Origin of the sequence: Castellaniella sp. FW104-7C03 (assembly GCF_040276085.1) — a bacterium.
In the GTDB taxonomy this organism is placed as follows: domain Bacteria; phylum Pseudomonadota; class Gammaproteobacteria; order Burkholderiales; family Burkholderiaceae_B; genus Castellaniella.
In genome coordinates, this window is sequence record NZ_JBELOK010000011.1 from 80,786 (window position 1) to 104,733 (window position 23,948).

The window sequence follows — 23,948 nt, forward strand, 5'->3', positions numbered from 1 at the left end:
ACCTGCAAAATGGCAAAGCTAGGAGCAATAGCCGTGGCAATTCAAAGGCTTGCCAGCTGTTGCGTCTTGGTGGCCGGTTGGGTAACCGCCTGTAGTTGTTGTTCGAAGCGCTGATAATCCAGGCCAATACGTACGGCCCCCCAGCGTGTCCCATCGAGTTCGACCGGCAAAGAGACATCGGTGATGATCTCACCCGTATCGCGCATGTAGGTCTGGCACAGTACCCCCGCACGGTTGCGGATTGCTCCCTGGCTGATCTGATCATCAAACAGGCGCTTGTCCCGGCAATGGGCGGTATCGTGCTCGACGTCACCTGTTGGGGGCTGGGCGTAGCGACGATTATGCGTGGGCGCATAGCCATTCATGTCGATCAGGATGGCATACGAACCATGTGGGATTTGCTGCAGAATATCGTCCAGAATCTCCTGCAGGGCGTGATCGATCTTGCGGTCGTAGGCCACGCGATAGCGTGGCGGCTGGCTGCCGGGAATCTGCTGATACGCCTTGTCAAACACATCCACGCCTTCACCCCGCAAGCGGCGCAGCAACGCCAGGGAGCGGTCGCGCAGTTGGCCCAGGCAGGCGTCCAACTGATCGAAAGGCGTGCCTCCGGTGCGCCATGCCGCCAGCATTTCCTGCAAGCTTTCTGTCTGGTTGCGCACCCCGTGCACTTGCTCGCGCATGGACTGCATCCGTTGGCGCAGCACAGCGCTGTGATCAGCGATGAGCTCAATCGAGGCGCTCATGGACTGATTGGTGTCGTTTACCTGAGATACCTGGTACGTTACATCCTCGAGTTGTGAGCCTACCTGGCCGAGCTCGCGCACAAGACCGGTAAATTGCCCGGCGAAATCACCCACAAGCTGGTCGGACGCCTGCATATCGGCGTAAATCACCTTGCTTTGCTTTTCGGAGTCGGACACCAGGCCAAGGATCTCGCCTGTTTGCTGCACAATCTCACCCGTGGCGGCGTTAACGCGCTCGGCCAGCTTGCCGACTTCGGTGGCCACGACGGCAAACCCCTGCCCCGCCTTACCCGCCCGGGCGGCCTCTACCCCAGCGTTTAATGCCAACAGATGGGTTTGCAAAGCGATGTCTTTGATCAGGCGGCTGGTGTCTTCGACAGAACGCGCACGTTGGCTGAGCTGGACAACGACTTGGGAAAACACCTGCATGCGCTCGGTAACCCGCGTGACGCGTTGCTGGAGATCGGATAACTGCTGCTGCGTGGTTTGCAGGCTGCCCAGCTGCGTGCGAAACACCCCGGCAGCCTGGGAGACGGTGTCGGCGGTTTGCTGGGACAGCCCGGAAATCTGCACACCCTGGGCGGAGAGATTTTCGGCCTCGGAGGCCTGAGCCTGCGCCATGGTTTCGCAGGCCTGGGTGTGGGCCTGCAGGCGCGCCGCATTGATGGCGATACGGATGCTGGATTGCCGCATGGTGATCAGGCGCTCGCGCAGCCTGGATAGAAATCGGCTGACAGGCCATGCCAGAGGGTTGAGTGTCCAGGCGCGGTCGTCCAGAGTTGCCCTGCCACGGCGCAACTGCCTTAACAAACGCCCCAAACCCAGAAACCGCGTGCGTTGTGTAATCATGTCTACCCCAAAAAGCAGCCTGTTAACCGGCTGTCAGTGATAAGGTGTCCATGCTCTGGGCCATCTGGGGCACAGACACCGTAACGATACCAAGCGGAACCCCCGTATTCCCCTAAAAACCCAGGCTGGATAAAAGGTCATCCACCTGATCTTGATTGGTAACCACATCGGCCTTGCCCTGCGCATTGACTACTGGCCCGTTGAGCAGGTTCTGGGTTTCCTCGCGCTTCTCGAGCGGTGCGTTATCGATCAGGACCTGTACAAGCTCGGTTTCAATGGCGCCGATGACTCCCAGCATTTTCATGATCACCTGGCCAGTGAGATCCTGAAAATCCTGGGCCATGATGATGTCCATCAAATTGTTTTGAGAGGCCTGGGTTTTCTCGGGCACCAACTTCAGAAACCTCCGGGTGTCATCCACCAGCTCACGCGCCTGGTCGAGTTCAACGGGGTGATCAAACCAGTCTTGCCAACGTACATCCAGCGCCTTGGCATCGCTGCCCATGGACTCCTGCCACGGCTGCGTTTGCTCGGCGGCATTGAGCACGCGGTTGGCGGCCTGCTCGGTCATCTGGGCGACATAATGCAGACGATCACGCGCATCAGGAATGGCGTGCGCAGCATCCTTGATCGCCTGATCCAGGCCCAGCTCTCGCATGTTCTCGCGCAATGATCGGGTAAGCTGCGCAATCCGGTGAATGAGGTCAGATTGAACCGCCTGTGCATCCAATGTATCGGGGGATATTTGTTGTTCTGCCATCATGCTCCCCTTAAAGTTTCTCGAAGATTTTGTTAAGTTTTTCTTCGAGGGTGGCTGCTGTAAATGGCTTGACCACATAGCCGCTGGCACCGGCCTGGGCAGCCGCAATGATGTTTTCTTTTTTGGCCTCCGCTGTCACCATCAGCACTGGCAAACTGGCCAGATTGGGGTCAGCACGAATATTTTGCAGCATGGTCAGACCGTCCATATTGGGCATGTTCCAGTCGGAGACCACAAACTCGAAGCCGCTGTTGCGCAGTTTCTCAAGCCCCTGCACACCATCCTCGGCTTCGTCAACATTTTCGTATCCCAGATCCTTGAGGAGGTTCTTGATGATGCGGCGCATCGTCGGAAAGTCGTCAACGATCAGGATTTTTAGGGTTTTTTGGACCACGGATGGTTCTCCAATCAATCAGGCAGAAAACAAGGGCGGACAACCGCCAATTTTTACACACGGTTTCCATAGGAACCGGCACTTTTCAAGATCAGCTCGCTGATGCTGTCCAGAGGCACGGCCTCCTCGGCGGCACCAATCAGTAAAGCCTCTCGGGGCATTCCAAACACAATACAACTGGCTTCATCCTGGGCAAACGTACGGGCGCCGGCCTGACGCATTGCCAGCAGGCCCTGGGCACCGTCTTTTCCCATGCCGGTGAGGATAACGCCGACTGCATTTTTACCCGCCACCTGGGCGCCCGAATGAAACAGGACATCTACCGAGGGACGGTGACGGTTCACCGGCTCGGAGAACTCGAGCTTGATCACATAATTGGCACCACTACGGGCAAGTTTCATGTGGGCGATGCCACCCGGAGCCAAATAGACATGCCCGGGCAGCACGCGTTGACCGTCTTCAGCCTCGTGGACATGCACAGCGCACAGGCCATCCAGGCGCTGCACAAACGATTTGGTAAAACCGGCCGGCATGTGCTGGGTGATCAGGATGGCGGGGCTATTGGCGGGCAAGGGCTCGAGCACGCGCCGGATGGCCTCGGTGCCACCGGTGGATGAGCCAATCAGGATCAACTTCTCGGTGGTGTCAAAATGAGCCGACAATCGCGGGCGCGGTGTGCGCTCACCTGACTGAAGCGTGTGCGGTCGTATGCGTGCGTGCGCGGCCGCCCGGATTTTGTCGGCAATCAGGTCGCCGTATTCCATCAAACCATCACGCAAGCCCAGTTTTGGTTTGGTGACAAAATCGACAGCGCCCAGCTCGAGTGCGCGCAAGGTAACCTCAGAGTTGCGCTCAGTGAGCGACGACACCATCACCACAGGCATCGGGCGCAAGCGCATCAGTCGTTCGAGAAAATCCAGCCCGTCCATACGCGGCATCTCGACGTCCAGGGTCAGGACGTCCGGATTGTGCTGTTTGATCAGTTCTCGCGCGATGAGTGGATCGGGCGCGGTGGCCACGACTTCGAGGTCTGGCTGCGCATTGATGATTTCTGTCATCAGGCTGCGCACCAGTGCCGAGTCGTCGACACACAAGACACGGATTTTTTTGGATTCTGCCATGGCAACAATAAAACGAAAATCAGGCAAGTGCGTAGACAGTTTGGCCCTGCAAACGCCAGATGTCCGTGAGATATGTAAAGTTTTCGGAGTGCCCTGCAAACATCAGACCGCCTGGCTTTACCAGGCGGGCAAAGCGCTCAAGGATACGGGCTTGTGTCGCCTTATCAAAGTAAATCATCGTATTGCGACAAAAAATAGCGTCAAATTTTTGACTGACCGGCCAGCTTGGGGACACCAGGTTGAGTTCTTCAAAAGTGACCATATTACGGATCACTGGCTTGATCATCGCCATACCCGACTGCCGGCCCGTCCCGCGCAAGAAATAGCGCCGGAGAAACTCGGGTGGTACGGGCTTGATGCGATCCAGCGTGTAAACACCCTTTTTTGCCTGGGTGAGAATCTGGGTATCGATATCGGTAGCCAGCACCGAGATGCCGGTGTCGTTCTGGCCACAGGCATCGTGCAGCGTCATGGCCAGAGTATAGGGCTCTTCGCCACTGGACGATGCACAGCACCAGACATTGATCGGCTTGCGCCGCTTGCGAATGAACTCGGCCAGAATCTGGAAATGGTGCTGTTCGCGAAAAAATGCCGTGTGGTTGATGGTGAACGCATTAACGAAATGGTCCCACTCATCGGCCTGGGGATTGTGCTCAAGGTAGTTCAGATAGTCGCGAACCGATCCCAGGCCGGCATGATGCGCGCGCAAGCCCAGGGTACGGGTAGCCATATCTTTTTTGTGCTCACCGAGCAGGATACCGGCCCGGTGATGCAACAGATCCACTGCGCGCGTCAGATCCTGCCCGTCTGCCTTGGGCAGTGCGGGCGAGGAAAAATAACTGACGGACAAAGAGTCGTGGATCATATTATCGGCACGCCATCAACTCTATTGCAGCGCAAGGGATGGACGCAACTGCGGCGTATAGCCCAACTGGCCACCGTGAACATCAATCACATCACCACCTTCGGAAATCTGGAAAACCGATACGGCCGCACCCAGATGCTCGGCTTGTTCTTGCAGCGAACCCGCTGCGCTGGCGGCCTCTTGGACCAGGGCAGCATTTTGCTGCACCACCTGATCCATATCAGTGACTGCTGTATTGATCTGGCCAATGCCTTCGGACTGCTCGCGAGACGCCGCAGAAATCTCGTTCATGATGGCAGTGACGCCCTGCACCGAGCGCACGACTTCTTCCATGATGCGCCCGGCATCCTGGGCGCGTTCTGAGCCCTGACGCACGCGAACCACTGAGTCGTCGATCAGGCCTTTGATTTCTTTGGCCGCCTGAGCACTGCGTTGTGCCAAAGACCGCACCTCGCCTGCCACCACGGCAAAACCCTTGCCTTGTTCTCCAGCCCGAGCGGCCTCAACAGCCGCGTTGAGCGCCAGAATATTGGTTTGGAACGCAATACCGTCAATTACGCTGACAATATCCGCCATTTTGCTGGAGCTATCGGTAATCCCTGCCATCGTCTCCGCCACGCTGCTGACGGCCTCACCCCCGCGCTGGGCCACATCCGCAGCACTTTTGGCCAGTTGATCGGCCTGTGCTGCATTGTCGGCATTTTGCCGGACGGTACTGGCCAGCTGCTCCATGCTGGCAGCGGTTTCCTGCAATGACGCGGCCTGCTGCTCGGTACGGCTGCTGAGATCGGTGTTACCAGCGAAGATTTCTTGTGAGCCGATACGGATTTCACCCACACCGCTACGCACCTGCGCCACCATGCGCGCCAGGCCTTCTTGCATTCTTTGCATGGCCAGATAGAGCACTCCAATCTCATTGCGCGAAGGAACATCAATGGGCGCAGTCAGATCTCCGGCGGCGATGCGATCAAAGTGCTGGCCCGCCAGGTGCAAGGGACGAAGCACCACACGCACCAGAAACACATAGGCCAGGAGTGCTGCAAGCAATGCCACCACCATCGACACCCCGACTATGATCATGACCCACCGCAGGTGCTCGTCTTCGGTTTGAATCGCCTGATTGGCCTCAGCGGCCTGATTTTGCTTTAAATCCGTGTATGAATCATCCAACTTTTGGGCAAGCGGGTCGATCTGGGTTTTTTGCAGCTGGGCGTACTCCTCTACACTACCCGCCTTCAGTTTTGCCATGGCTGCCGGCACGGCAACCTCAATCAGTTGCTTGAAGGCCTGGATGACCTCCTGATATCTGCTGTCCTGTGCCAGGTACAGTTGGGCTGATCCATCAAACAGCCCCAAAGTTTCGGCGGCACGGTTAAGCGCTGCCTCGGATAGGCCCAAAAACCGACGGGTTTCGTCGCTGAACGTAGACGTGCTGTCCTGATTACCAGCATTCCAGTTGGACAAAATTGCATTATTGGTGAGATCGCTGTTGACGACCACGCTGGCCAGCGTCCGTCCCATCAGAACCTGAGCCTGTTGATACTGCCCATAGGCATCATCAAGAATGGAGATGGTTTCCTGCCCACGGGTAATCGATTTAAGGGCGTCGTTGTTCATTTTTAATGACAGCACCCCCAGCAAAGCACCCGACACCAGCATGGCAAAGAAAAAGACGAGCACCAGAACCAGGCTGGTGCGAACTTGGAGTGCGCTTACGCGGCTTTTTTTACCGGACAACATAAAATTGAGACCCCTGGGGCATAAGCAATAACGGAATATGAATCAAGCGACTGCGCTCTCGACCAGTGCCATTTCTTCGCTGGACATGAGTTTTTCGATATCAACCAAAATCAGCATGCGATCACCTACCGTACCGATACCGGTCAGGTGCTCGGTGGAAAAGGCAGAACCAAACTGGGGAGCCGCACTGATCTGGGAGGACTGCAGGATCAGCACATCAGACACGCCGTCCACCACCACACCAACCACGCGCGACCCAATATTGAGAATCACCACCACCGTTTGTGCGGTGTACTGGACATCCTCCATATTGAATTTCATGCGCAGATCGACGATAGGAACGATGACACCGCGCAGATTGGTAACCCCCTTGATGAAGGACGGCACATTGGCGATGCGCGTGACGGTTTGGCTATCGTAGCCACGAATCTCTTGCACCCTCAGGATATCGATCCCGTATTCTTGCTGCGCCAGCGTAAAAATGAGGAATTCTTTCCCTTGGGTTTCAGCTGCATCCCGCTTGGTGTCTGTCAGGTTCATAAGGCCTCCGTTGCAAGAGAATTTGGTGTTAGACAGTGGCAGCCGAGCGCATGATGCTGGCTGCCCGACGCAAAGCAAAAACATCCACAATCAAGGCGACACTGCCGTCACCCAGGATAGTGGCGGCCGAGATCCCTGGCACTTTGCGATAGTTTGTTTCGAGATTCTTGACCACCACCTGATGCTGTCCAATGAGATGATCCACCATCAAGGCAAACCGCTGATCTTCGGCCTGGAGGATGACTGCAATGGCCTTGGTGAGATCCGTCTCGGCATTGGCCACATTAAAGGTCTCGTGCAGGGCCACAACCGGCAGGTATTCGCCGCGCACATGAAGCATTTGCTCGGTGTCAGAGATGCGGTGAATCTGCTCTTCGCTGGCCTGCATTGATTCGGTGACATGCGAAAGCGGCAAAATAAAGGTTTCTTCGCCCACCTTGACTGACATGCCGTCCAAAATCGCCAAAGTAAGTGGCAACACGATACGGGTAGTAGTGCCCTGCCCCTTGCGCGAAGACAGCTGCACGTGGCCCCCCATGCTCTGGATATTACGGCGCACCACATCCATGCCTACGCCACGTCCGGAAATATCCGTTACCTTTTCTGCCGTTGAAAACCCTGGCGCAAAAATCAGCTGCCAGAGCTCGTCATCAGGTGTCGCATCCGAGACTGGGAAGCCCTGGGCAATGGCTTTCTTGAGGATTCTCTCGCGGCTTAGCCCGGCACCGTCATCAATCACATCAATAATGATCTGGCCGCCATTGTGCTGTGCCGACAGTGTCAGAGTGCCCTCGGGATCCTTATCCTGAGCCATACGGACTTCGGGTGCTTCGATGCCATGATCCAAACTGTTGCGCACCAGATGCGTGAGGGGATCAATAATGCGTTCGATCAGGCTCTTGTCGAGCTCGGTGGCCTGGCCCTTGGTTACCAGCTTGATCTGCTTGCCCAGCTTATGCGCGTTTTCGCGCACAACCCGAGGAAACCGGCTGAACACGTAGTCCATGGGCATCATGCGGATCGACATAACGGATTCCTGGAGATCGCGGGCGTTACGCTCAAGTTGCTCAATACCGTTAAGCAGACGATCATGCAGGACTGGGTCGAGGGACTGGGACGTTTGCACCAGCATGGCCTGGGTGATCACGAGCTCGCCCACCAGATTGATGATCTGGTCGACCTTTTCGACACCCACCCGAATGGTGCCGCTTTCTTTTTTGGCCTTGTGCGTGGTGGATTTCCCGGAGCCGCCAGCGGGGAGATCAGGGTGATGGTCAGCGCTGGACTCATCAGTTGTCTCGGTATCAGCGGGCGGCTGTGCCGCACTTGCCTGGGCATCCGGCACCTGCGCAGGTGCTGCCGGCGGCGTGGTGGCGTCAGGCAGTGCCTCATGTGCCACATCCACCTGATCCGCATTGACAATGAAGCAGCACACAGCTTCGAGGTCTGAGGCAGCAGTGGTGGTTTCAAGCCACAGGACAAGATGGCCATCCTGCTGCTCGCGGTGCAAGATGGTGCCCATCAGGGCCATCTCGTTGCACAACGGTTCGATATCCTTGTCCTGAATCTGGTTGATGCGTACCCGCACGGGCAGGTTGCCCTGTACACCCGCAGATGCCGGCTTGGCTGGCACAGGTGCAGGGGCGGCAGCAACTGGCGCGGCAGCCGCTGGTGCACTGCCTTGTTCGTGCTCAAGCGCCAACAGGCGCAATTGTGCACAAATCCGCTCGTAAGCTTGCTGGTCGGGTTTTTCAGAACCGCGATACGCAGCCACTTGATCGGTCAGCACGTCTTTGGTCTCCAGAAACAAATCAATCATGTCCTGACGCAGCGCGAGCTCACCATGACGAATGAGGTCTAGAAGGTTTTCAAGCAGGTGCGTGGTCTTGGCGAGTTCTTCGAAACAGCCAAACGTACCTGCCCCCCCCTTGATGGAGTGCGCAGCCCGGAAAATACCGTTCAGATCGTCTGAATCGGGGTTGCTGAGGTCCAGCCCCAACAGCAGCTGCTCCATATTGGCCAGCAACTCGTCGGCTTCGTCAAAAAACGTGTCATAGAATTCGCTGAGATCCACGCCTGTACCCATGTCTATCTCCAAGCTTATTGACTGGCAGCCGGCGCGGATGGCGCCGCCGGCTGGCCGGAAGGTTGGCTCAAGCCAGGCGCTTCGGGGCCCGGCTGAGACGATGCATTATCAGTGCTTGTACTGCTTGCGCCTGCTGCCGGAGCTGCTGTATTACCCGGCACCACGGCAGGCACCGGGGTGGCAGGTTCTGTCAGCGCCCCAGACTGACTGCCGGCGCCGGAAGGCAGGCTGCCGTTACCACTTGGGTGGCTGAGCTCTTCAAGCATGGCCCGAATCCGGGTTCCACTGGCACCAGCGGCATTTTGGCGATCGATGCGGCGCTCTGCACTGCGATTGAGCACCAGGATGCTGATGCGGCGATTGACCGCCGCCATCGGATCGTCCTCAATCAGGTTGACGGTGTCGCTGAGACCCAAAATACGCTTGACCTTTTTTTCGACCAGCCCACCAGCCACCAGCTCTCGCCGGGCGGCATTGGCCCGATCAGCGGAAAGCTCCCAGTTACTGTAGCTACGATCACCCGAGGCATACTGCATGGCATCGGTATGCCCGGACAAGGAGATCGAATTGGGGAGCTGATTGATGGGCGGCGCAAGCTCGCGCAGGATATCGCGCATATACGGCTGCACCCGGGCACTGCCTGTGGCAAACATTGGACGATTTTGCTGGTCGAGGATCTGGATGCGCAAACCATCGGGCGTCATGTCCAGCAATAGCTGCGGGCGAAACTGCTTTAGCACCGGGTTGTTTTCGATCAGATTCTCGAGTTGCTGCTTGAGGTTTTCGAGGTTTTCGAGATCAGCCAGATCACCCGCATCCTGATCGGCCGTGGCAGCAGGAGGCTTGGGACTGACATTGGGGATCACACTGGGCTGCCCACCCGGAATCGGCGACTTGCTGGTATCCAGGCTAGGCCCTCCGGTGACTGCCGTCATCAGGGGCATACGGAAATACTCGGCAATACCTTGGAGCTCGGTTTTAGGCACCAGAAGCAGCAGCCACATCACCAGAAAAAACGCCATCATGGCCGTCATGAAATCAGCATATGCGATTTTCCAACTGCCCCCATGATGCCCTTCGCCGTAAGCACGCTTACGGCGAACGACAACCCGTCCGGTGTCCTGTTTGGCCATTCTCCTGCCCCTCGCCTACTTGGCGGCCTGGCCCTTGGCCTGGCGCACGTGAGCTTCGAGTTCAGTAAAGGTAGGACGCACCGTGGAGAACAGGATCTTGCGGCCGAACTCAACAGCCAGGGGGGGTGGGTAGCCGTTCATGCTGGCCAGCAACGTGACCTTAATGCATTCGAGCACCTTGATGGCCGCCACCGACTGACGCTCGACTGCTGCCGCGAAAGGTGCTGCAAAGCCGTAAGACAGCAAAATCCCCAAAAAGGTACCCACCATCGCCTTGGCGATGAGGTCTGCCAGCACGGCAGGGGGTTGGTCGACAGAAGCCAACGCGTGCACCACGCCCAAAACGGCCGCCACAATGCCGAACGCCGGCAGGCTGTCAGCCACTGCACGCACGGCATTGATGGGTGTGTTGTGTTCGCTGTGCAAAGCTTCGATTTCCTGATCCATCAGGGTTTCGATCTCGAAGGGGTTCATGTTGCCGCTGATCATGATCCGCAGATAGTCGGTGAGAAACTCCATCAGCTTGGCGTCTTTCTGGATCTGGGGAAACTGCGCAAATACCGCGCTGGATTTTGGATCTTCGATGTCCGATTCGATGGACATCAGGCCATCGCGCCGGGCCTTGTTGAGCAGGGTATACAGCAGTGCCAGCAGCTCCATGTAGAGCGTCTTGCCATAGGGATTGCGTTTGAGTGCCTTGGGGATCGCTTCGATCAGCAGCTTGATGGAGGCGCCATTGCTGCCGCCCACGTAGGCACCCAGTGCGCAGCCACCAATAAGAAGGAACTCGAATGGCTGGTAGAGTGCGCCCAGATGACCGCCCACGCCGATGAAGCTGGCAAATACCCCAACCAGGACAATCAGATACCCTAGAACAATGAACACGTACGCGCGCCTTGAAAGTCGTCAGAATTTTGTTAATGTTCGCCTGATTTCAGGCATTCAAAAGCATGGTTCAACAGGCCTTTTTGTCTGTAAATCACTCGTCTGACTGCAAAGACGCCGTTGCACGTCGTGCCGCTTTGCGTCGCGCGCTGGTTTTACCCGCCCTTGGAGGCGGCTTGCACACGGCACACACGAAGCCAGCTTCGGGGTCGTGCGCATGGGCCACAAACTGCCCACGGCACTGCTGACAGCAGGACAACTGCACCAGACCGCTTTCGAAGAAACGCACCAGCATCCAGGCCCGGGTAAAACTCAATACAGGCTCGTCTGGCAGGGGCTCGCCAGGCTGCAGGCCTGCTGAGGATTGCTCTAGGTAGAGCCGGTATGCCTGCACCAGCGCATACGCCTTGCGTGCCGGCGTAAAGGTGTCGAGATAACGATAGGTGTTGTAGAAAAGGCTGGAATGGATATTGGGCAGCCAGGTCATGAACCAGTCGACAGAAAAAGGCAGCATCCCCTTGGGAGGCGAGGCCCCTTTGACTTCGCGGTACAGCCGGGCCAGGCGGTCGTAGCTGAGCGAGGTTTCCGCCTGCAACACCTGAAGCCGTGCGCCAAGACGAATCATGTCGGTGGCCAACAGAATGTCGTCGGCCTCGCGAGAGACGCTTTTACTGCTCATGGATCAGGCGGAGATGGGTTCCTGACGACTCATCAGGATAGTTGAATGTGCCTGCTGCAACACGCCGCCAAGCACCTCGTGGGTAAGCGAATTAAGGAGTTGGGCATCATTGAGGCGAAATGCGCACAGCACCGAGTTGGACCCTGCCAGTTTGACGATTTGCGCAGGAGAGAGGCTTAGCACGATTTCTGCCACATCTTCATCGAAACCCAGCCGAAACATCCCTGCTGCGAGGTTATCGCGCAAAAGACGCTGGGCCAGCATCAGGTAGGACAGATTGACCTCGCGAATGTCATTAAGCAGCGCAGAATCAAGATCGGACATATTATCCATTAAGATGTAACCTAATGTCTGGAAACCCCTGCAGCAATGGATGCAGCGGGTGCAGAAATTGAAATTTGTCACATGTTATCAAGTTACAAAAATCAAATTAAGACATAAAAGAAACAATTTTATGCACTTTTGACATGGACAGACAGAGTATACCGTTAAATGAACGTATTTTTGGCGCTAATTTTCTACTTAGAAATACTAATGTTGACTTTTAATTATTTCTTTTATTAACAAGAGTTGACAGATACATTTGGATTTAAGTAGGAACCTGCTGATATTGCGCCGCAAGCGCAAGAAAAGCATCCAAATCACCATCCGAGCTGATTTCTTGCTGCAGAATTGCTGAAACCCGAGGCGCCACTTGAGCCGCTAATGTGGCGTCAAGAAACAACATTCTGTGGCGTCGAGCCAACACATCCGCAACCGTCTGCGCGTACTCATAGCGCGCAGCATAACGCACCATGGCCTCGGTCAAGCCCAGGCCCAGCTCGATATCGGCCCCTGGCAAGGCCTGTACGGCCGCAGCCTCGGTACCATAGCACTGCAAGCCCGGAGAAGCCCCCAGCGAAGGCCAGGGCTGCTGCCTGTCGGGCGCACCTAACAGCGCAAACTGGGCGGTCTGGCACCTGGGCAGCGGCTCGAGCTGGCCTGCCTGCACACAGTGCCGCAAGACATCCTCGGCCATGGCCCGGTAGGTTGTCCACTTGCCACCTGTCACAGTGACCAGCCCCGAAGGACTGATGCGAACCGTGTGTTCTCTGCTGATTGATTTGGTGCTTCCGGCATCGGCATCCGGGCGCACCAGTGGACGCAAGCCCACCCAGACGCTGCGCACATCTGCCGCCTGCGGTGCGCGGGACAGCACATGGGCAGATTCTCTAAGGATAAAGGCGGCTTCTTCTGCCAGCGCATGCGGTTCACGCTCGACATGATCCCGAGGTGTGTCGGTGGTGCCTAATATGACATGACCCAGCCAGGGCACGGCAAACAGCACCCGGCCATCCCGCGTGTGCGGTACCAGCAAGGCATGATCAGAGGGAAGAAACGAGCGGTCAACCACCAGATGGACACCCTGGCTGGGTGCCACCATAGGCCGCACCGGCTGGCCGCGCGCGGCATCATCCAGTTGCCGGATGGCATCCACCCAGACACCCGTGGCATTAATGACACAGCGTGCACGCACCTGCCCTTCGGATGGCTGCCCAGACGCTGCCAGCCCATCTTTCCAGCGTACGCCACAGACGCGTCCGGCCTCGTGGAGAATATCCACGGCCGGGCAATAATTGACCAGCAAAGCCCCTTGCGCAGCAGCAGTACGCGCCAGCGTGAGCGCCAGGCGCGCATCATCAAACTGGCCATCCCAATATTTGACCCCACCGTACAGATGCTGCGCATTGACACCCGGCAATTGCGCTAGAGTGCTGGACTTGCTCAAGCAGCGGGTTTTGCCCAAGCTGGCAGCACCTGCCAGGGCATCGTACATTTTCAGCCCGATGCCATAAAACGGCACATCCCAGGGACGATAGGCGGGCATGATGAACGCCAGCGGCTGTGCCAGGTGAGGCGCATTGTTGAGCAGCGCACGGCGCTCGTGCAGCGCTTCGCGCACCAACCCGATATTGCCCTGCGCGAGATAGCGCACGCCCCCATGCACCAGCTTGGTGGCACGCGAAGACGTACCGCCTGCAAAATCGTGCGATTCGAGCAGCAACACGGACAGCCCGCGCAAGCGGGCGTCCAGTGCTACCCCAAGCCCACTGGCCCCGCCGCCAATGACAACCAGATCAACTGCCTCGAGGGAGACAAGCTCGGCTAGCAGTTGAGCCCGGTTGGTGACAGCCGGCGACGGGACAGTGGTTTGAGACATGACATCAATACCCTTAACGGACGCGACCTTCCTTCCAGGCCTGCAACAATGAATCGTAGGAAACCGTTTCAGGTTTCGGGCTTTCATTGGCCAGCTTCTTCCAGGGGGCATGGTCGTCGCTAAGCCATTTGGCCGGATCGCTCTTGGGATTGAGTTTGGGTGTGCAACGTTTCATCCCGGCACGCTCGAGACGGGCCATGACCTTGTCCATATCAGTGGCGAGGTTATCCATGGCCTGCTGAGGCGTTTTCTCGCCCGCAATGGCCTGCGAGATATTACGCCACCACAACTGTGCCAGCTTGGGATAATCCGGCACATTGGTACCCGTCGGCGTCCAGGCCACCCGCGCGGGGCTGCGGTAGAACTCGATCAGGCCCCCATAACGGTTGGCGTTTTTGGTGAAGAAATCACTACGGATATCGCTGTCGCGAATAAACGTCAGGCCCTGGATGGATTTTTTGAGCGAGGTGGTTTTGGCCGTCACAAACTGCGCATACAACCAGGCGGCTGCCACCTTATCGGGATCATGATCCTTGAAGAACGTCCAGGAACCTACGTCCTGATAGCCGTTTTGCATCCCTTCTTTCCAGTAAGGACCATGCGGTGCAGGTGCCATCCGCCACTTGGGAGAGCCGTCCTCGTTGACAACCGGCAAGCCTTTTTTGGTCATGTCGGCTGTAAAGGCGGTGTACCAGAAGATCTGCTGCGCGATTTCGCCCTGGGCAGGCACTGGGCCTGACTCGGAGAACGTCATGCCCATGGCTTCTTTAGGCGCGTAGCTTTTCATCCAGTCGATGTACTTGGTAAGTGCATACACAGCGGCCGGCGAGTTGGTGGCCCCACCACGCGCCACAGATGCGCCTACCGGGGTGCAATTATCGTCCGCGACACGGATCCCCCACTCATCCACCGGCAGGCCATTGGGCGTGCCTTTGTCGGCCGAGCCCGCCATCGACAGCCAGGCGTCTGTAAAGCGCCAGCCCAGAGAAGGATCTTTCTTGCCGTAATCCATATGACCATAAATGGGCTTGCCATCAATGGTCTTCACATCGTTGGTAAAGAACTTGGCAATGTCTTCGTATGCCGACCAGGTGATGGGCACACCGAGGTCGTAGCCATATTTGGCCTTGAACTTTTCTTTCAGGTCAGGCCGGTTGAAGAGGTCGTAGCGGAACCAGTACAGATTGGCAAACTGCTGGTCGGGCAGCTGATACATATTGCCGTCTGGCGCCGTGGTAAACGACGTACCAATGAAATCCTTGAGATCCAGCCCGGGATTGGTGAACTCTTTGCCCGCGCCTTTCATGTAGTCGGTAAGTGACAGCACTTCGCCATAGCGATAGTGCATCCCGATGAGGTCGGAGTCGGAAATCCAGCCGTCGTAGATGGATTTGCCGGACAACATCGACGTTTGCAGCTTCTCGACGACATCCCCTTCCTGGATCAGGTCGTGGTTGACCTTGATGCCGGTGATTTCCTCGAAGGCCTTGGCAAGCACCTTGGACTCGTATTCGTGGGTGGTCAGGGTTTCGGAGACCACGTTGATCTCGTTGACCCCCTTGGCTTTGAGTTTGGCGGCGGCATCGATAAACCATTGCATCTCTGCTTTTTGCTGGTCTTTATTCAGCGTCGATGGCTGAAACTCAGTGTTGATCCACTTCTCGGCTTCGGCCATGCCGGCCCATGCGGCCTGGCTGCCCAGGGCGCAGGCCATAGCCAGCGCCACTGCGGTGTAGCGAAATCTCATGTTGCTCTCCTCAGGTTTTATCGTGTCTGCCCCGATACTTTGATCCGGTGTCGCCGCGGGGCACAGCAAGACACCAGGCAGCAGCCGGGACACTGCCCGACCGCCCTGTGGTTTTTGATTTATCCCTTACGCATGATGAATACCAGCACCACCATGGAGATGACAAAACTGATCCAGACGGAGGGCTCTGCCTGCAAAGAGAACCAGTTTTCCCATTGTTCGCCCAAGCCCAAAAAGCCCAGATTGATGTATGCAGCGACCAGCAAACCGATGAACAAACGATCACCGCGTGTGGTAGCCATGGGCAAAAAGCCCTTGCGCAATACATTGGGTGACTTGATCTCCCAAATTGTCATGCCCGTCAGCAGCAGTACCACGCAAATAAAAAACACGGCGGTGGGCACTGTCCAGACCATCCAGTCAAGCATCTTGCACCCCCTCTTAAACCCGACCCATTGCGAAGCCTTTCGCAATGTAATGACGAACAAACCAGATCACGATGGCGCCAGGCACAATGGTGAGCGTGCCGGCAGCTGCCAGCGTCGCCCAGTCCATCCCGGACGCCGACACCGTGCGCGTCATGATCGCGGCAATCGGCTTGGCATCCACACTGGTCAGTGTCCGTGCCAGCAAAAGCTCGACCCAACTGAACATGAAGCAGAAAAATGCCGCCACACCGACACCCGACTTAATGAGCGGCAGGAAAATCGTGATGAAAAACCGTGGAAAGCTGTAACCATCGATATACGCGGTTTCGTCGATCTCACGCGGAATGCCGCTCATGAAGCCCTCCAGGATCCACACAGCCAACGGCACGTTGAACAAGAGATGCGCCAGCGCAACCGCCCAATAGGTATCCAGCAAGCCCAGCGTTGCATACAGCTGGAAAAAGGGCAGCAGAAACACTGCCGGCGGCGTCATGCGATTGGTGAGCAGCCAAAAGAACACGTGTTTGTCGCCCAAGAACGAGTATCGGGAGAACGCATACGCGGCAGGCAATGCCACCGCAATGGCCATCACCATATTAAGCAGGACATAGGCCAGACTATTGACGTAGCCCATATACCAGGAGGGGTCTGTGAGTATGGTGCGGTAGTTGGCCAAGGTGAATTCTCGTGGGAAGATCGAGAACTCGGCCAGGATGCCCTGATTGGTTTTGAAGCTCATGACTACCATCCAGTAGACAGGAACCAGGGCAAACAACAGATACAGCAGCAGAAACACCGTGCGCTTGCGCGGCAACCAGGCGGGTTTAGTCATGATGGGCCTCGTGATTACCAGTGCCCACACGCAGCATCCAGTTATACAGAACAAAGCAGAACAGCAGAATAATCAGGAAGTAAATCAGCGAGAACGCCGCGGCCGGCCCCATATCAAACTGGCCAATTGCTTTTTGCGTGAGGTACTGGCTTAAAAAGGTAGTGGAGTTTCCCGGACCACCGCCTGTCAGGACAAAAGGCTCGGTGTAGATCATGAAGCTGTCCATAAAGCGCAGCAGCACGGCAATCATCAGCACCCCACGCAGCTTGGGCAGCTGGATATACCGAAACACCGCCCACTTGCTGGCGCCATCAATACTGGCTGCCTGATAGTAGGCCTCGGGGATGGATTGCAAACCGGCATAAGCCAGCAGCGCCACCAGGGGTGTCCAATGCCAGACATCCATCAGCAATACTGTCAGCCAGGCCTGCACCGGGTTGCCCACGTAGCTGTAGTCGATGCCCAGCTGCGTCAGTGCCCAGCCAAACAGGCCAATATCGGTACGCCCAAAAATCTGCCAGATGGTGCCGACGACGTTCCAGGGAATGAGCAGCGACAAAGAGATGATGACCAGCACAGCCGAGGCCCGCCACCCCTTGGCCGGCATGGACAGGGCCAGCATCACACCCAGCGGCAGCTCGATCGCCAGAACAGCCCCTGAAAACATCAGCTGGCGCCAGAGTGCAGCGTGCAGGTCTTCGTCGCGCATGATGCTGGCGAACCATTCGGTACCTACAAACACCGCCTGATTGGGGCCCAGGATATCCTGCACCGAATAATTGACGACGGTCATCAGGGGGATGATGGCTGAAAACGACACACAGACAATCACAGGCAGAATCAGCCACCAGGCCTTTTGATTGACAGGTTTTGTGATGGTACTCATGGGATGAGTTCCTCGTTTTGGTAGAAGCATGTGTGCGCGTCCAGCAGCGTCACATGAATGTCAGCACCTGCGGCAGGCGCTGGCGCATCTACAGGCAAATGAGCCTTGATGTCGAGGCCCTGAACTTGAGCGCTGAGCAACTGGCTGGTACCCAGATGGCGCACCCACTGCACGGTGGCAGGCACGGTGTCTGCGGCAGGCTGTGCGTGCACCTGCAGGTACTCGGGCCGGATACCCAGCGTGAGTGGTCCTTCTGGCAAGGACAAGGCCTGAGCCCCCTCGAGAGCCTGCCGACCAAGCCACAGAGAGCGGTCTGCCCGGCACTGCACGGGCAGGAGGTTCATGCCGGGTGAGCCGATGAAATGCCCCACAAACGTGTGCCGCGGGCGCTCGAAGAGATCAGCCGGCGAACCCTGCTGAACGACACGGCCGCGAGCCATGACCAGTACATGGTCGGCAAATGTCATGGCCTCGACTTGGTCGTGGGTGACATAAATGAGGGTGAGACCGAGCTCGTGGTGAATCTCTTTGAGCTTGCGGCGCAGCTCCCATTTGAGGTGGGGATCGATCACCGTGAGGGGCTCGTCGAACAGGACGGCCGACACATCCGGCCGAACCAGGCCGCGTCCCAGAGAAATCTTTTGCTTGGCATCCGCAGCCAGATTGGCGGCACGTTGATCCAGAAACGCAGACAGTTCGAGCATTTCGGCGATCTGCCCCACCCGTTGCTTGATTTGCTGTGCAGGCACCTTGCGATTGCGCAAAGGAAACGCGAGGTTTTCACCCACCGTCATGGTGTCGTAGATCACGGGAAACTGAAACACCTGGGCGATATTGCGTTGCTGGGGCGTATCCCGGGTACGATCGACACCATCAAACTGAACCGTACCGTGCGAAGCGGTGACCAAGCCGGAAATAATATTGAGCATGGTGGTTTTACCGCAACCCGAAGGGCCCAACAAAGCATAGGCGCCACCATCCTCAAAACAGATATTCAACGGCAACAGCGCGTAGTCGGCATCAGAGTGCACGACCTTCTGGTAACTGTGCGCCAGGTCGAGATCAATGCGAGCCATGGTTAACCTCCGGTGCGCGCAGCAGGGATCCGTCCTGGGCAAACAAAAACACGCGACGACTGGAAAAATACAGGGTAAGCGTGTCACCCAAATGATAATGACTGACCCCCGGCACCTGGGCAATCAGGGCACCAACGGGCGTATCAATATGGACATAGGTGGCAGAGCCGGAAATCTCGGCCAGTTGCACCCGGCCTTGCAGCTGGCAATCCGCCCCTTGCGAATGAAAGGATAGATCGGCTGCACGCAGGCCCAGCGTAACGGGGCCTGGTGCCACTGGCGCCTCGAGCACAACTGACAGGGTGGTATCGCCCGCCACCCGGACAATCCCGGCTTCGGTCTGTGCAGACAGGAAGTTCATGGGAGGATCACTGAAGGCGCGGGCGGCCCGAATGGACACCGGATGGTTGAAGACATCAATAGTGGGGCCGTACTGCAAAATCTCGCCCTCATCCAAAATGGCGGTATATCCCCCCAGCAGCAGTGCCTCGCCGGGCTCGGTGGTGGCGTACACCACGGTAGAGCGTCCCTGCGTAAACATCACCCCGAGTTCTTCGCGCAGATCCTCGCGCAACTTGTAATCCAGGTTGACCAGCGGCTCGTCGAGCAACATCAGTGGCGCATCTTTGGCCAAGGCTCGGGCCAAAGCCACCCGCTGCTGCTGGCCACCAGAGAGCTCGGCCGGCAGGCGCTGAAGGAATTCTTCGATGTGCAGCGTGCGGGCGATTTCGTGGACACGTGCCTGAGTATCGTGCTGCCCACGCAAGCGCATAGGCGAAGCGATATTGCCCGCGACTGTCATGGAGGGGTAATTAATGAACTGCTGATACACCATAGCAATATTTCGGTGGCGCACCGGCACACGGGTGACGTCGACGCCATCCACCTTTACCTGGCCGGACGAGGGTTCATCGAGCCCCGCCATGATGCGCATCAGACTGGTTTTACCGGCACGGGTAGACCCCAACAACACGGTCAGGGCGGATTCCTGCAAGGTGAAATCCAGGGGATACAACCAGGTTTCTGCACCCACCCGCTTGCTCACCCCAGCCAGTTCTAGCTGCATGAAAACTCTCTCTGTACGTTTCTATTTTGAGCATTATTGTTCGTTTTTTATTCGAATACCGCTAGTAAAAACCCTGAGATCAGTTCTTTTTCTTTCGTTGTACATTCGTTCTGTTCATATTTCGGCGAGCATCATGAGTCTTAATCCGCGGCAGATCCGGCTGCTCAAGCAGCTGCACCTCAATGGCGCCTGCAGCCTGGAAGATCTCGCCCGGCATCTGCAGGTAACAGTGCAAACTGTCCGGCGGGACGTGCAAAGGCTGGCAGAAACCAACCAATTGGTAAGGTTTCATGGCGGCGCACGCTTGCCTGCCTCTACCACCGAAAACATCGCCTACCGGCAACGAGCGCAATTGCATGCAAACGAAAAGCAACGCATTGCACAGGCCATTGCACGCGAAATCCCCAACGACTGTTCATTGATGATCAACATCGGCACCACCACTGAGGCGATCGCCCAGGCACTCAGCGGCCATACGGGGCTGCGCATCATCACCAACAATGTCAATGTGGTGCACACCCTGGGGCACCAGCCTGGCTGTGAGGTTCTTCTGGCTGGCGGCACGGTGCGGCCGCGTGATCTGGCCATCGTGGGAGAAGCCACGGTAGAGTTCATCCGCCAGTTTCGGGTGGATATCGCCCTGATGGGTATTTCAGGCATCGAAGACGACGGCACCCTGCGCGACTACGATTACCGTGAAGTTAAAGTATCGCAAGCCATCATGCAGTCGGCCCACGAAGTCTGGATGGCGTGTGACACCAGCAAGTTCAATCGTCCGGCCATGGTGCGGCTGGGCGATCTGTCCCAGATTGACCGTCTGTTTACCGGTGCAACACCGCCCGAGCCCTTTCCTGCCCTGCTGAAAGAAGCTCACGTCGACTGTGTCATTGCACCCGAGGATCAAGCATGACTTACCTGATTGCCCTGGATCAGGGCACCTCCAGTACCCGCAGCATTGTGTTCGATCACAAGGGTCGCATCGTGGGCCTTGCCCAACGCGAATTTACCCAACACTATCCCCAGCCGGGATGGGTGGAGCACGATGCCATGGAAATCTGGCACACGCAGCGCGACACCCTGCGCGAGGCGGTAAACCGGGCGGGTATTTCGGCCCGCGAGATTCACGCCATCGGCATTACCAATCAACGCGAAACCACGGTGGTCTGGGACAAAAAAACCGGGCAACCGATTCACCACGCCATTGTCTGGCAAGACCGGCGGGCAGAACCCACTTGTGTCCAGTTGCGCAGCCAAGGCCTTGAGCCCACCATCCTGCAGCGCACAGGCCTGCGTATCGACGCCTATTTTTCTGCCACCAAACTGAAGTGGATTTTGGACAATGTGCCAGGTGCCCGCCAGCGCGCAGAAGCCGGCGAGCTATTGTTTGGCACCGTGGACAGCTGGCTGATCTGGCAGCTTACCAGCGGCCGGCACCATCTCACCGACGTCAGCAACGCGGCACGCACGATGCTGATGGACATCCACCGCAATGCCTGGGATACCGAGTTGCTGGATGCCCTGGAGATTCCAGCGGCAATGATGCCGCGTATCCTGCCGTCTTCGGCTGCTTTCGGCACGATCGACACAGACATTCTGGAGCATCCAGTCCCTATCTGCGGGGTGGCGGGCGACCAGCAAAGCGCGCTATTTGGCCAGGCCTGCTTTAAACCTGGCATGGTTAAAAACACCTATGGCACAGGATGCTTCATGTTGATGCACACGGGCACACAGTTTCAGGTGTCCGAAAATGGCCTGGTAACCACCAGCGCAGCACAGCCCGACTCCCAGGCAGCCTATGCCCTGGAGGGCAGCGTATTTGTGGGCGGCGCAGTCGTGCAATGGCTGCGCGACGGCCTGCGGGCATTTAGCCGCAGCAGCGACATCGAAGCCATGGCGGGCAGCGTCAGTGACTCTGGTGGCGTCATGCTGGTGCCCGCGTTTACCGGGCTGGGCGCCCCCTGGTGGGATCCCGACGCACGCGGCACAATCACAGGCCTGACGCGTGGCACAACGATGGCTCACATTGCCCGGGCGGCACTGGAAAGCATCGCCTATCAGAGCGCTGCCCTGCTGCATGCCATGAGCCGCGACGCACAACGTGCCGGTGTGGGCACCTTGCAGGCGCTAAGGGTGGACGGCGGCGCCTGCGTCAACGACCTGCTGATGCAGTTCCAGGCAGATCTCCTGGGGATCCCCGTACAACGCCCCACCATGGTAGAAACCACAGCACTGGGTGCTGCCTTTTTGGCCGGGCTGCAATCGGGCCTGTACGCCAATCTGGACGAACTCGAATCCCTATGGCGGATCGAGCGCCAGTTTGACCCAATCATGCCACGCGACGAAGCACAAGAGCGGCTGGCCCAGTGGGATCATGCAATCCGCCAGACCATGGCCCGCTAAGCAGTCGGCATCCCTTAGAATGGCAGCATAGCCGGTGGCCGCCGCCATCCTTCTTCAGGACACTATCGGTCTCATGTTTAAAAAAATCATCCTGATCATCGCCATTTTTGTGGTGATTCTGCTGGCCCTCAGCTTTGGCGAAGCAGCCTTTGGCCAAGTCTTTGCCTGGATCTCCCGGCTGACAGGCCTATTGATCCACAACTTTGGCGATCTCTTTGCCGCGATTGGTACCTATTTGCGGGCACATACGGGCAAGGTGCTGCTGGCGCTGCTGCTCACGATTCCGGTAAGCCTCTGGATCCTGCGTTCACATCGCGACACGCTCGGGCGCCCCACCTCGCAACGGCGCATTGCGATTTTCCTGGCCATCTTTTTGGGCTGGCTGGGGGCCCACCGATTTTTTCTCGGGCAAGTAGGCTGGGGGATCGGCTTTCTGTTTATTACCTGGATTTTCATCCCGCTGGCTGTCGTCCTGGGGTTGATTGACGCCGTGCGCTATTTGTTCATGGATGACGAGACCTTCGTGGCCACCCAGTTGCACGCCTGATGTTCTCCGGTGTGCGCTGTCTATTTTTGCAGCAACCCTCTTTTTTGCCGGCAGCCTGTGCTGATGCCCTCACCTGACATGCAATCCTATCGGCTGATGGATCTGGGTGCCTGCCCGCACGGCGGGCCGCTGGCCGACGAACACCTGCTGCAAGCAGCTGCACAGCACCCCGTGGCCTGTCTCTGGAGCGCGCCACAGTGCTTGGTAGTGCCCCGCACTTATGCGGCAAAACCCGGCTTTGCCCAGGCGCAACAAGCCATGGACGCGCAGGGATGGCCCGTCTATGTCCGCCAATCGGGCGGTGGTGTCGTCCCGCAAGGAGCGGGTATCCTGAACCTGAGCCTGGCCCGATTATTTTCCGGCCGCCCCCTGGATCACTCGGAAGATTTTTACCAGCAATTGTGCAGCATCATTGCCAGTGCCTTGCTGTTTTTTGGCATCGAAGCCCGTGCGCAGGCGGTAGAAGGCTCGTTTTGTGACGGCCGTTTTAACCTGGCCGTGGGTAACCCGGCAAAGAAAATAGCGGGTACCGCGCAGTGGTGGCGCCGCCAGAGCCCAGCCAGTGGCGCGCCTGTCATCGGCACGACGCCACCAGAGCAACATATCGGGCTGGTGCACGCACTGATCCTGCTGGATTACGACACCGACACCGCCACCCGCCAGGCCAACGCCCTCGAAGAAGCACTGGGCAGCACACAACGCTACCGGGCTGACCGCATCGTGTCCCTGGATACGCTGATTCCCCCCGAGGATCGCGCGCAATTTCAAGGCCGGTTTCGCACCCGCTTGATACAGTGCATTCCCGGTGGCGGCATACGCCTATCCCAGGAATCTCCCATCAGCTGACTCAGGCGGCCTGTAACGCCCCTCCCCCCAACCGGCGGCAACCCCTGTCAACGCTAAATAGAAATGTCCGGTTTTCTCCCAAGTAGAAATGTCCGGTTCAGGGGGCGGTTTGAGGCAGAACG

22 protein-coding genes and 1 pseudogene are annotated in these 23,948 nt (G+C 57.5%); 4 read left to right on the forward strand and 19 right to left on the reverse strand.

What is annotated here, in order from left to right:
• Nucleotides 1-41 precede the first annotated feature (41 nt).
• The 19 genes and pseudogenes from ABS758_RS13260 to ABS758_RS13350 form a co-directional block, all read right to left on the reverse strand.
• On the reverse strand, nt 42-1,595 hold the full coding sequence (locus ABS758_RS13260) for a methyl-accepting chemotaxis protein (RefSeq protein ID WP_350383373.1): 1,554 nt from the start codon (nt 1,593-1,595) through the stop codon (nt 42-44).
• A gap of 112 nt (nt 1,596-1,707) precedes the next feature.
• Nucleotides 1,708-2,355, reverse strand: a complete 648-nt coding sequence (cheZ, locus tag ABS758_RS13265; RefSeq protein ID WP_417251230.1) for a protein phosphatase CheZ — start codon at nt 2,353-2,355, stop codon at nt 1,708-1,710.
• Between the two features lie 10 nt (nt 2,356-2,365).
• Complete coding sequence (gene cheY / locus ABS758_RS13270; RefSeq protein WP_350383369.1) at nt 2,366-2,749, reverse strand: chemotaxis response regulator CheY; 384 nt, start codon at nt 2,747-2,749, stop codon at nt 2,366-2,368.
• Nucleotides 2,750-2,802: 53 nt separating this feature from the next.
• Entirely contained in the window at nt 2,803-3,870 is a 1,068-nt protein-coding gene (locus tag ABS758_RS13275; protein ID WP_350383368.1) for a protein-glutamate methylesterase/protein-glutamine glutaminase, read from the reverse strand.
• Between the two features lie 19 nt (nt 3,871-3,889).
• The gene (locus ABS758_RS13280; protein WP_350383367.1) at nt 3,890-4,735 is read right to left on the reverse strand and encodes a CheR family methyltransferase; all 846 of its coding nucleotides are present in this window, start codon (nt 4,733-4,735) and stop codon (nt 3,890-3,892) included.
• A gap of 21 nt (nt 4,736-4,756) precedes the next feature.
• Complete coding sequence (locus ABS758_RS13285) at nt 4,757-6,475, reverse strand: methyl-accepting chemotaxis protein (protein ID WP_350383366.1); 1,719 nt, start codon at nt 6,473-6,475, stop codon at nt 4,757-4,759.
• 42 nt (nt 6,476-6,517) lie between these two features.
• Complete coding sequence (locus ABS758_RS13290) at nt 6,518-7,015, reverse strand: chemotaxis protein CheW (protein WP_350383364.1); 498 nt, start codon at nt 7,013-7,015, stop codon at nt 6,518-6,520.
• Between the two features lie 28 nt (nt 7,016-7,043).
• A complete protein-coding gene (gene cheA / locus ABS758_RS13295; protein ID WP_350383362.1) occupies nt 7,044-9,101 on the reverse strand; it encodes a chemotaxis protein CheA in 2,058 nt (685 codons plus the stop codon).
• A gap of 287 nt (nt 9,102-9,388) precedes the next feature.
• Nucleotides 9,389-10,234: pseudogene (gene motB, locus ABS758_RS13300) on the reverse strand (flagellar motor protein MotB); the annotation flags it as partial.
• Between the two features lie 15 nt (nt 10,235-10,249).
• Nucleotides 10,250-11,119 carry a flagellar motor stator protein MotA gene (gene motA / locus ABS758_RS13305; RefSeq protein ID WP_350383357.1) on the reverse strand — a complete coding sequence of 290 codons (870 nt, stop codon included), beginning with the start codon at nt 11,117-11,119 and terminating at the stop codon, nt 10,250-10,252.
• A 94-nt stretch (nt 11,120-11,213) separates the two neighbouring features.
• Nucleotides 11,214-11,798, reverse strand: coding sequence for a flagellar transcriptional regulator FlhC (gene flhC, locus ABS758_RS13310; protein ID WP_350383354.1), 585 nt, complete (start codon nt 11,796-11,798; stop codon nt 11,214-11,216).
• Nucleotides 11,799-11,801: 3 nt separating this feature from the next.
• Nucleotides 11,802-12,122 carry a flagellar transcriptional regulator FlhD gene (gene flhD / locus ABS758_RS13315; RefSeq protein WP_350383512.1) on the reverse strand — a complete coding sequence of 107 codons (321 nt, stop codon included), beginning with the start codon at nt 12,120-12,122 and terminating at the stop codon, nt 11,802-11,804.
• Between the two features lie 265 nt (nt 12,123-12,387).
• The gene (locus ABS758_RS13320; protein ID WP_350383351.1) at nt 12,388-13,998 is read right to left on the reverse strand and encodes a glycerol-3-phosphate dehydrogenase/oxidase; all 1,611 of its coding nucleotides are present in this window, start codon (nt 13,996-13,998) and stop codon (nt 12,388-12,390) included.
• A 13-nt stretch (nt 13,999-14,011) separates the two neighbouring features.
• On the reverse strand, nt 14,012-15,745 hold the full coding sequence (locus ABS758_RS13325; RefSeq protein ID WP_350383349.1) for an ABC transporter substrate-binding protein: 1,734 nt from the start codon (nt 15,743-15,745) through the stop codon (nt 14,012-14,014).
• A gap of 119 nt (nt 15,746-15,864) precedes the next feature.
• Nucleotides 15,865-16,173, reverse strand: a complete 309-nt coding sequence (locus ABS758_RS13330) for a DUF2160 domain-containing protein (RefSeq protein ID WP_350383347.1) — start codon at nt 16,171-16,173, stop codon at nt 15,865-15,867.
• Nucleotides 16,174-16,186: 13 nt separating this feature from the next.
• Complete coding sequence (locus ABS758_RS13335) at nt 16,187-17,005, reverse strand: carbohydrate ABC transporter permease (protein ID WP_350383345.1); 819 nt, start codon at nt 17,003-17,005, stop codon at nt 16,187-16,189.
• Nucleotides 16,998-17,891 (reverse strand): carbohydrate ABC transporter permease, encoded by an 894-nt coding sequence (locus ABS758_RS13340; RefSeq protein WP_350383343.1) that lies wholly within the window; start codon nt 17,889-17,891, stop codon nt 16,998-17,000. The genes ABS758_RS13335 and ABS758_RS13340 overlap by 8 nt, the downstream gene beginning before the upstream one ends.
• Nucleotides 17,888-18,967 carry an ABC transporter ATP-binding protein gene (locus tag ABS758_RS13345; protein WP_350383340.1) on the reverse strand — a complete coding sequence of 360 codons (1,080 nt, stop codon included), beginning with the start codon at nt 18,965-18,967 and terminating at the stop codon, nt 17,888-17,890. Before ABS758_RS13345 ends, ABS758_RS13340 begins: the two co-directional genes overlap by 4 nt.
• Entirely contained in the window at nt 18,954-20,033 is a 1,080-nt protein-coding gene (locus ABS758_RS13350) for an ABC transporter ATP-binding protein (protein WP_350383339.1), read from the reverse strand. The genes ABS758_RS13345 and ABS758_RS13350 overlap by 14 nt, the downstream gene beginning before the upstream one ends.
• A gap of 133 nt (nt 20,034-20,166) precedes the next feature.
• Between ABS758_RS13350 and ABS758_RS13355 the strand changes: the two genes are divergently transcribed.
• From ABS758_RS13355 to ABS758_RS13370, 4 genes are all read left to right on the forward strand, one after another.
• Nucleotides 20,167-20,943: a DeoR/GlpR family DNA-binding transcription regulator gene (locus ABS758_RS13355; protein WP_350383337.1), complete on the forward strand. Its 777-nt coding sequence runs from the start codon at nt 20,167-20,169 to the stop codon at nt 20,941-20,943.
• Nucleotides 20,940-22,433, forward strand: coding sequence for a glycerol kinase GlpK (gene glpK, locus ABS758_RS13360; protein WP_350383334.1), 1,494 nt, complete (start codon nt 20,940-20,942; stop codon nt 22,431-22,433). Before ABS758_RS13355 ends, glpK begins: the two co-directional genes overlap by 4 nt.
• A 73-nt stretch (nt 22,434-22,506) precedes the next feature.
• Complete coding sequence (locus ABS758_RS13365; protein ID WP_350383333.1) at nt 22,507-22,980, forward strand: TM2 domain-containing protein; 474 nt, start codon at nt 22,507-22,509, stop codon at nt 22,978-22,980.
• Nucleotides 22,981-23,043: 63 nt separating this feature from the next.
• Nucleotides 23,044-23,826: a lipoyl protein ligase domain-containing protein gene (locus ABS758_RS13370; RefSeq protein ID WP_350383331.1), complete on the forward strand. Its 783-nt coding sequence runs from the start codon at nt 23,044-23,046 to the stop codon at nt 23,824-23,826.
• Nucleotides 23,827-23,948 lie beyond the last annotated feature (122 nt).

Excerpts from the sequence above, each read along its gene's own strand:
- ABS758_RS13275 (WP_350383368.1), bottom strand. The coding sequence starts at position 3,870 with ATGGCAGAATCCAAAAAAATCCGTGTCTTGTGTGTCGACGACTCGGCA.
- ABS758_RS13320 (WP_350383351.1), bottom strand. The coding sequence starts at position 13,998 with ATGTCTCAAACCACTGTCCCGTCGCCGGCTGTCACCAACCGGGCTCAA.
- ABS758_RS13290 (WP_350383364.1), bottom strand. The coding sequence starts at position 7,015 with ATGAACCTGACAGACACCAAGCGGGATGCAGCTGAAACCCAAGGGAAA.
- cheA (WP_350383362.1), bottom strand. The coding sequence starts at position 9,101 with ATGGGTACAGGCGTGGATCTCAGCGAATTCTATGACACGTTTTTTGAC.
- ABS758_RS13285 (WP_350383366.1), bottom strand. The coding sequence starts at position 6,475 with ATGTTGTCCGGTAAAAAAAGCCGCGTAAGCGCACTCCAAGTTCGCACC.
- ABS758_RS13335 (WP_350383345.1), bottom strand. The coding sequence starts at position 17,005 with ATGACTAAACCCGCCTGGTTGCCGCGCAAGCGCACGGTGTTTCTGCTG.
- ABS758_RS13355 (WP_350383337.1), top strand. The coding sequence starts at position 20,167 with ATGAGTCTTAATCCGCGGCAGATCCGGCTGCTCAAGCAGCTGCACCTC.
- flhC (WP_350383354.1), bottom strand. The coding sequence starts at position 11,798 with ATGAGCAGTAAAAGCGTCTCTCGCGAGGCCGACGACATTCTGTTGGCC.
- ABS758_RS13280 (WP_350383367.1), bottom strand. The coding sequence starts at position 4,735 with ATGATCCACGACTCTTTGTCCGTCAGTTATTTTTCCTCGCCCGCACTG.
- glpK (WP_350383334.1), top strand. The coding sequence starts at position 20,940 with ATGACTTACCTGATTGCCCTGGATCAGGGCACCTCCAGTACCCGCAGC.
- flhD (WP_350383512.1), bottom strand. The coding sequence starts at position 12,122 with ATGTCCGATCTTGATTCTGCGCTGCTTAATGACATTCGCGAGGTCAAT.
- cheZ (WP_417251230.1), bottom strand. The coding sequence starts at position 2,355 with ATGGCAGAACAACAAATATCCCCCGATACATTGGATGCACAGGCGGTT.
- ABS758_RS13325 (WP_350383349.1), bottom strand. The coding sequence starts at position 15,745 with ATGAGATTTCGCTACACCGCAGTGGCGCTGGCTATGGCCTGCGCCCTG.
- ABS758_RS13340 (WP_350383343.1), bottom strand. The coding sequence starts at position 17,891 with ATGAGTACCATCACAAAACCTGTCAATCAAAAGGCCTGGTGGCTGATT.
- ABS758_RS13350 (WP_350383339.1), bottom strand. The coding sequence starts at position 20,033 with ATGCAGCTAGAACTGGCTGGGGTGAGCAAGCGGGTGGGTGCAGAAACC.
- ABS758_RS13365 (WP_350383333.1), top strand. The coding sequence starts at position 22,507 with ATGTTTAAAAAAATCATCCTGATCATCGCCATTTTTGTGGTGATTCTG.
- ABS758_RS13330 (WP_350383347.1), bottom strand. The coding sequence starts at position 16,173 with ATGCTTGACTGGATGGTCTGGACAGTGCCCACCGCCGTGTTTTTTATT.
- ABS758_RS13345 (WP_350383340.1), bottom strand. The coding sequence starts at position 18,967 with ATGGCTCGCATTGATCTCGACCTGGCGCACAGTTACCAGAAGGTCGTG.
- ABS758_RS13370 (WP_350383331.1), top strand. The coding sequence starts at position 23,044 with ATGCCCTCACCTGACATGCAATCCTATCGGCTGATGGATCTGGGTGCC.
- ABS758_RS13260 (WP_350383373.1), bottom strand. The coding sequence starts at position 1,595 with ATGATTACACAACGCACGCGGTTTCTGGGTTTGGGGCGTTTGTTAAGG.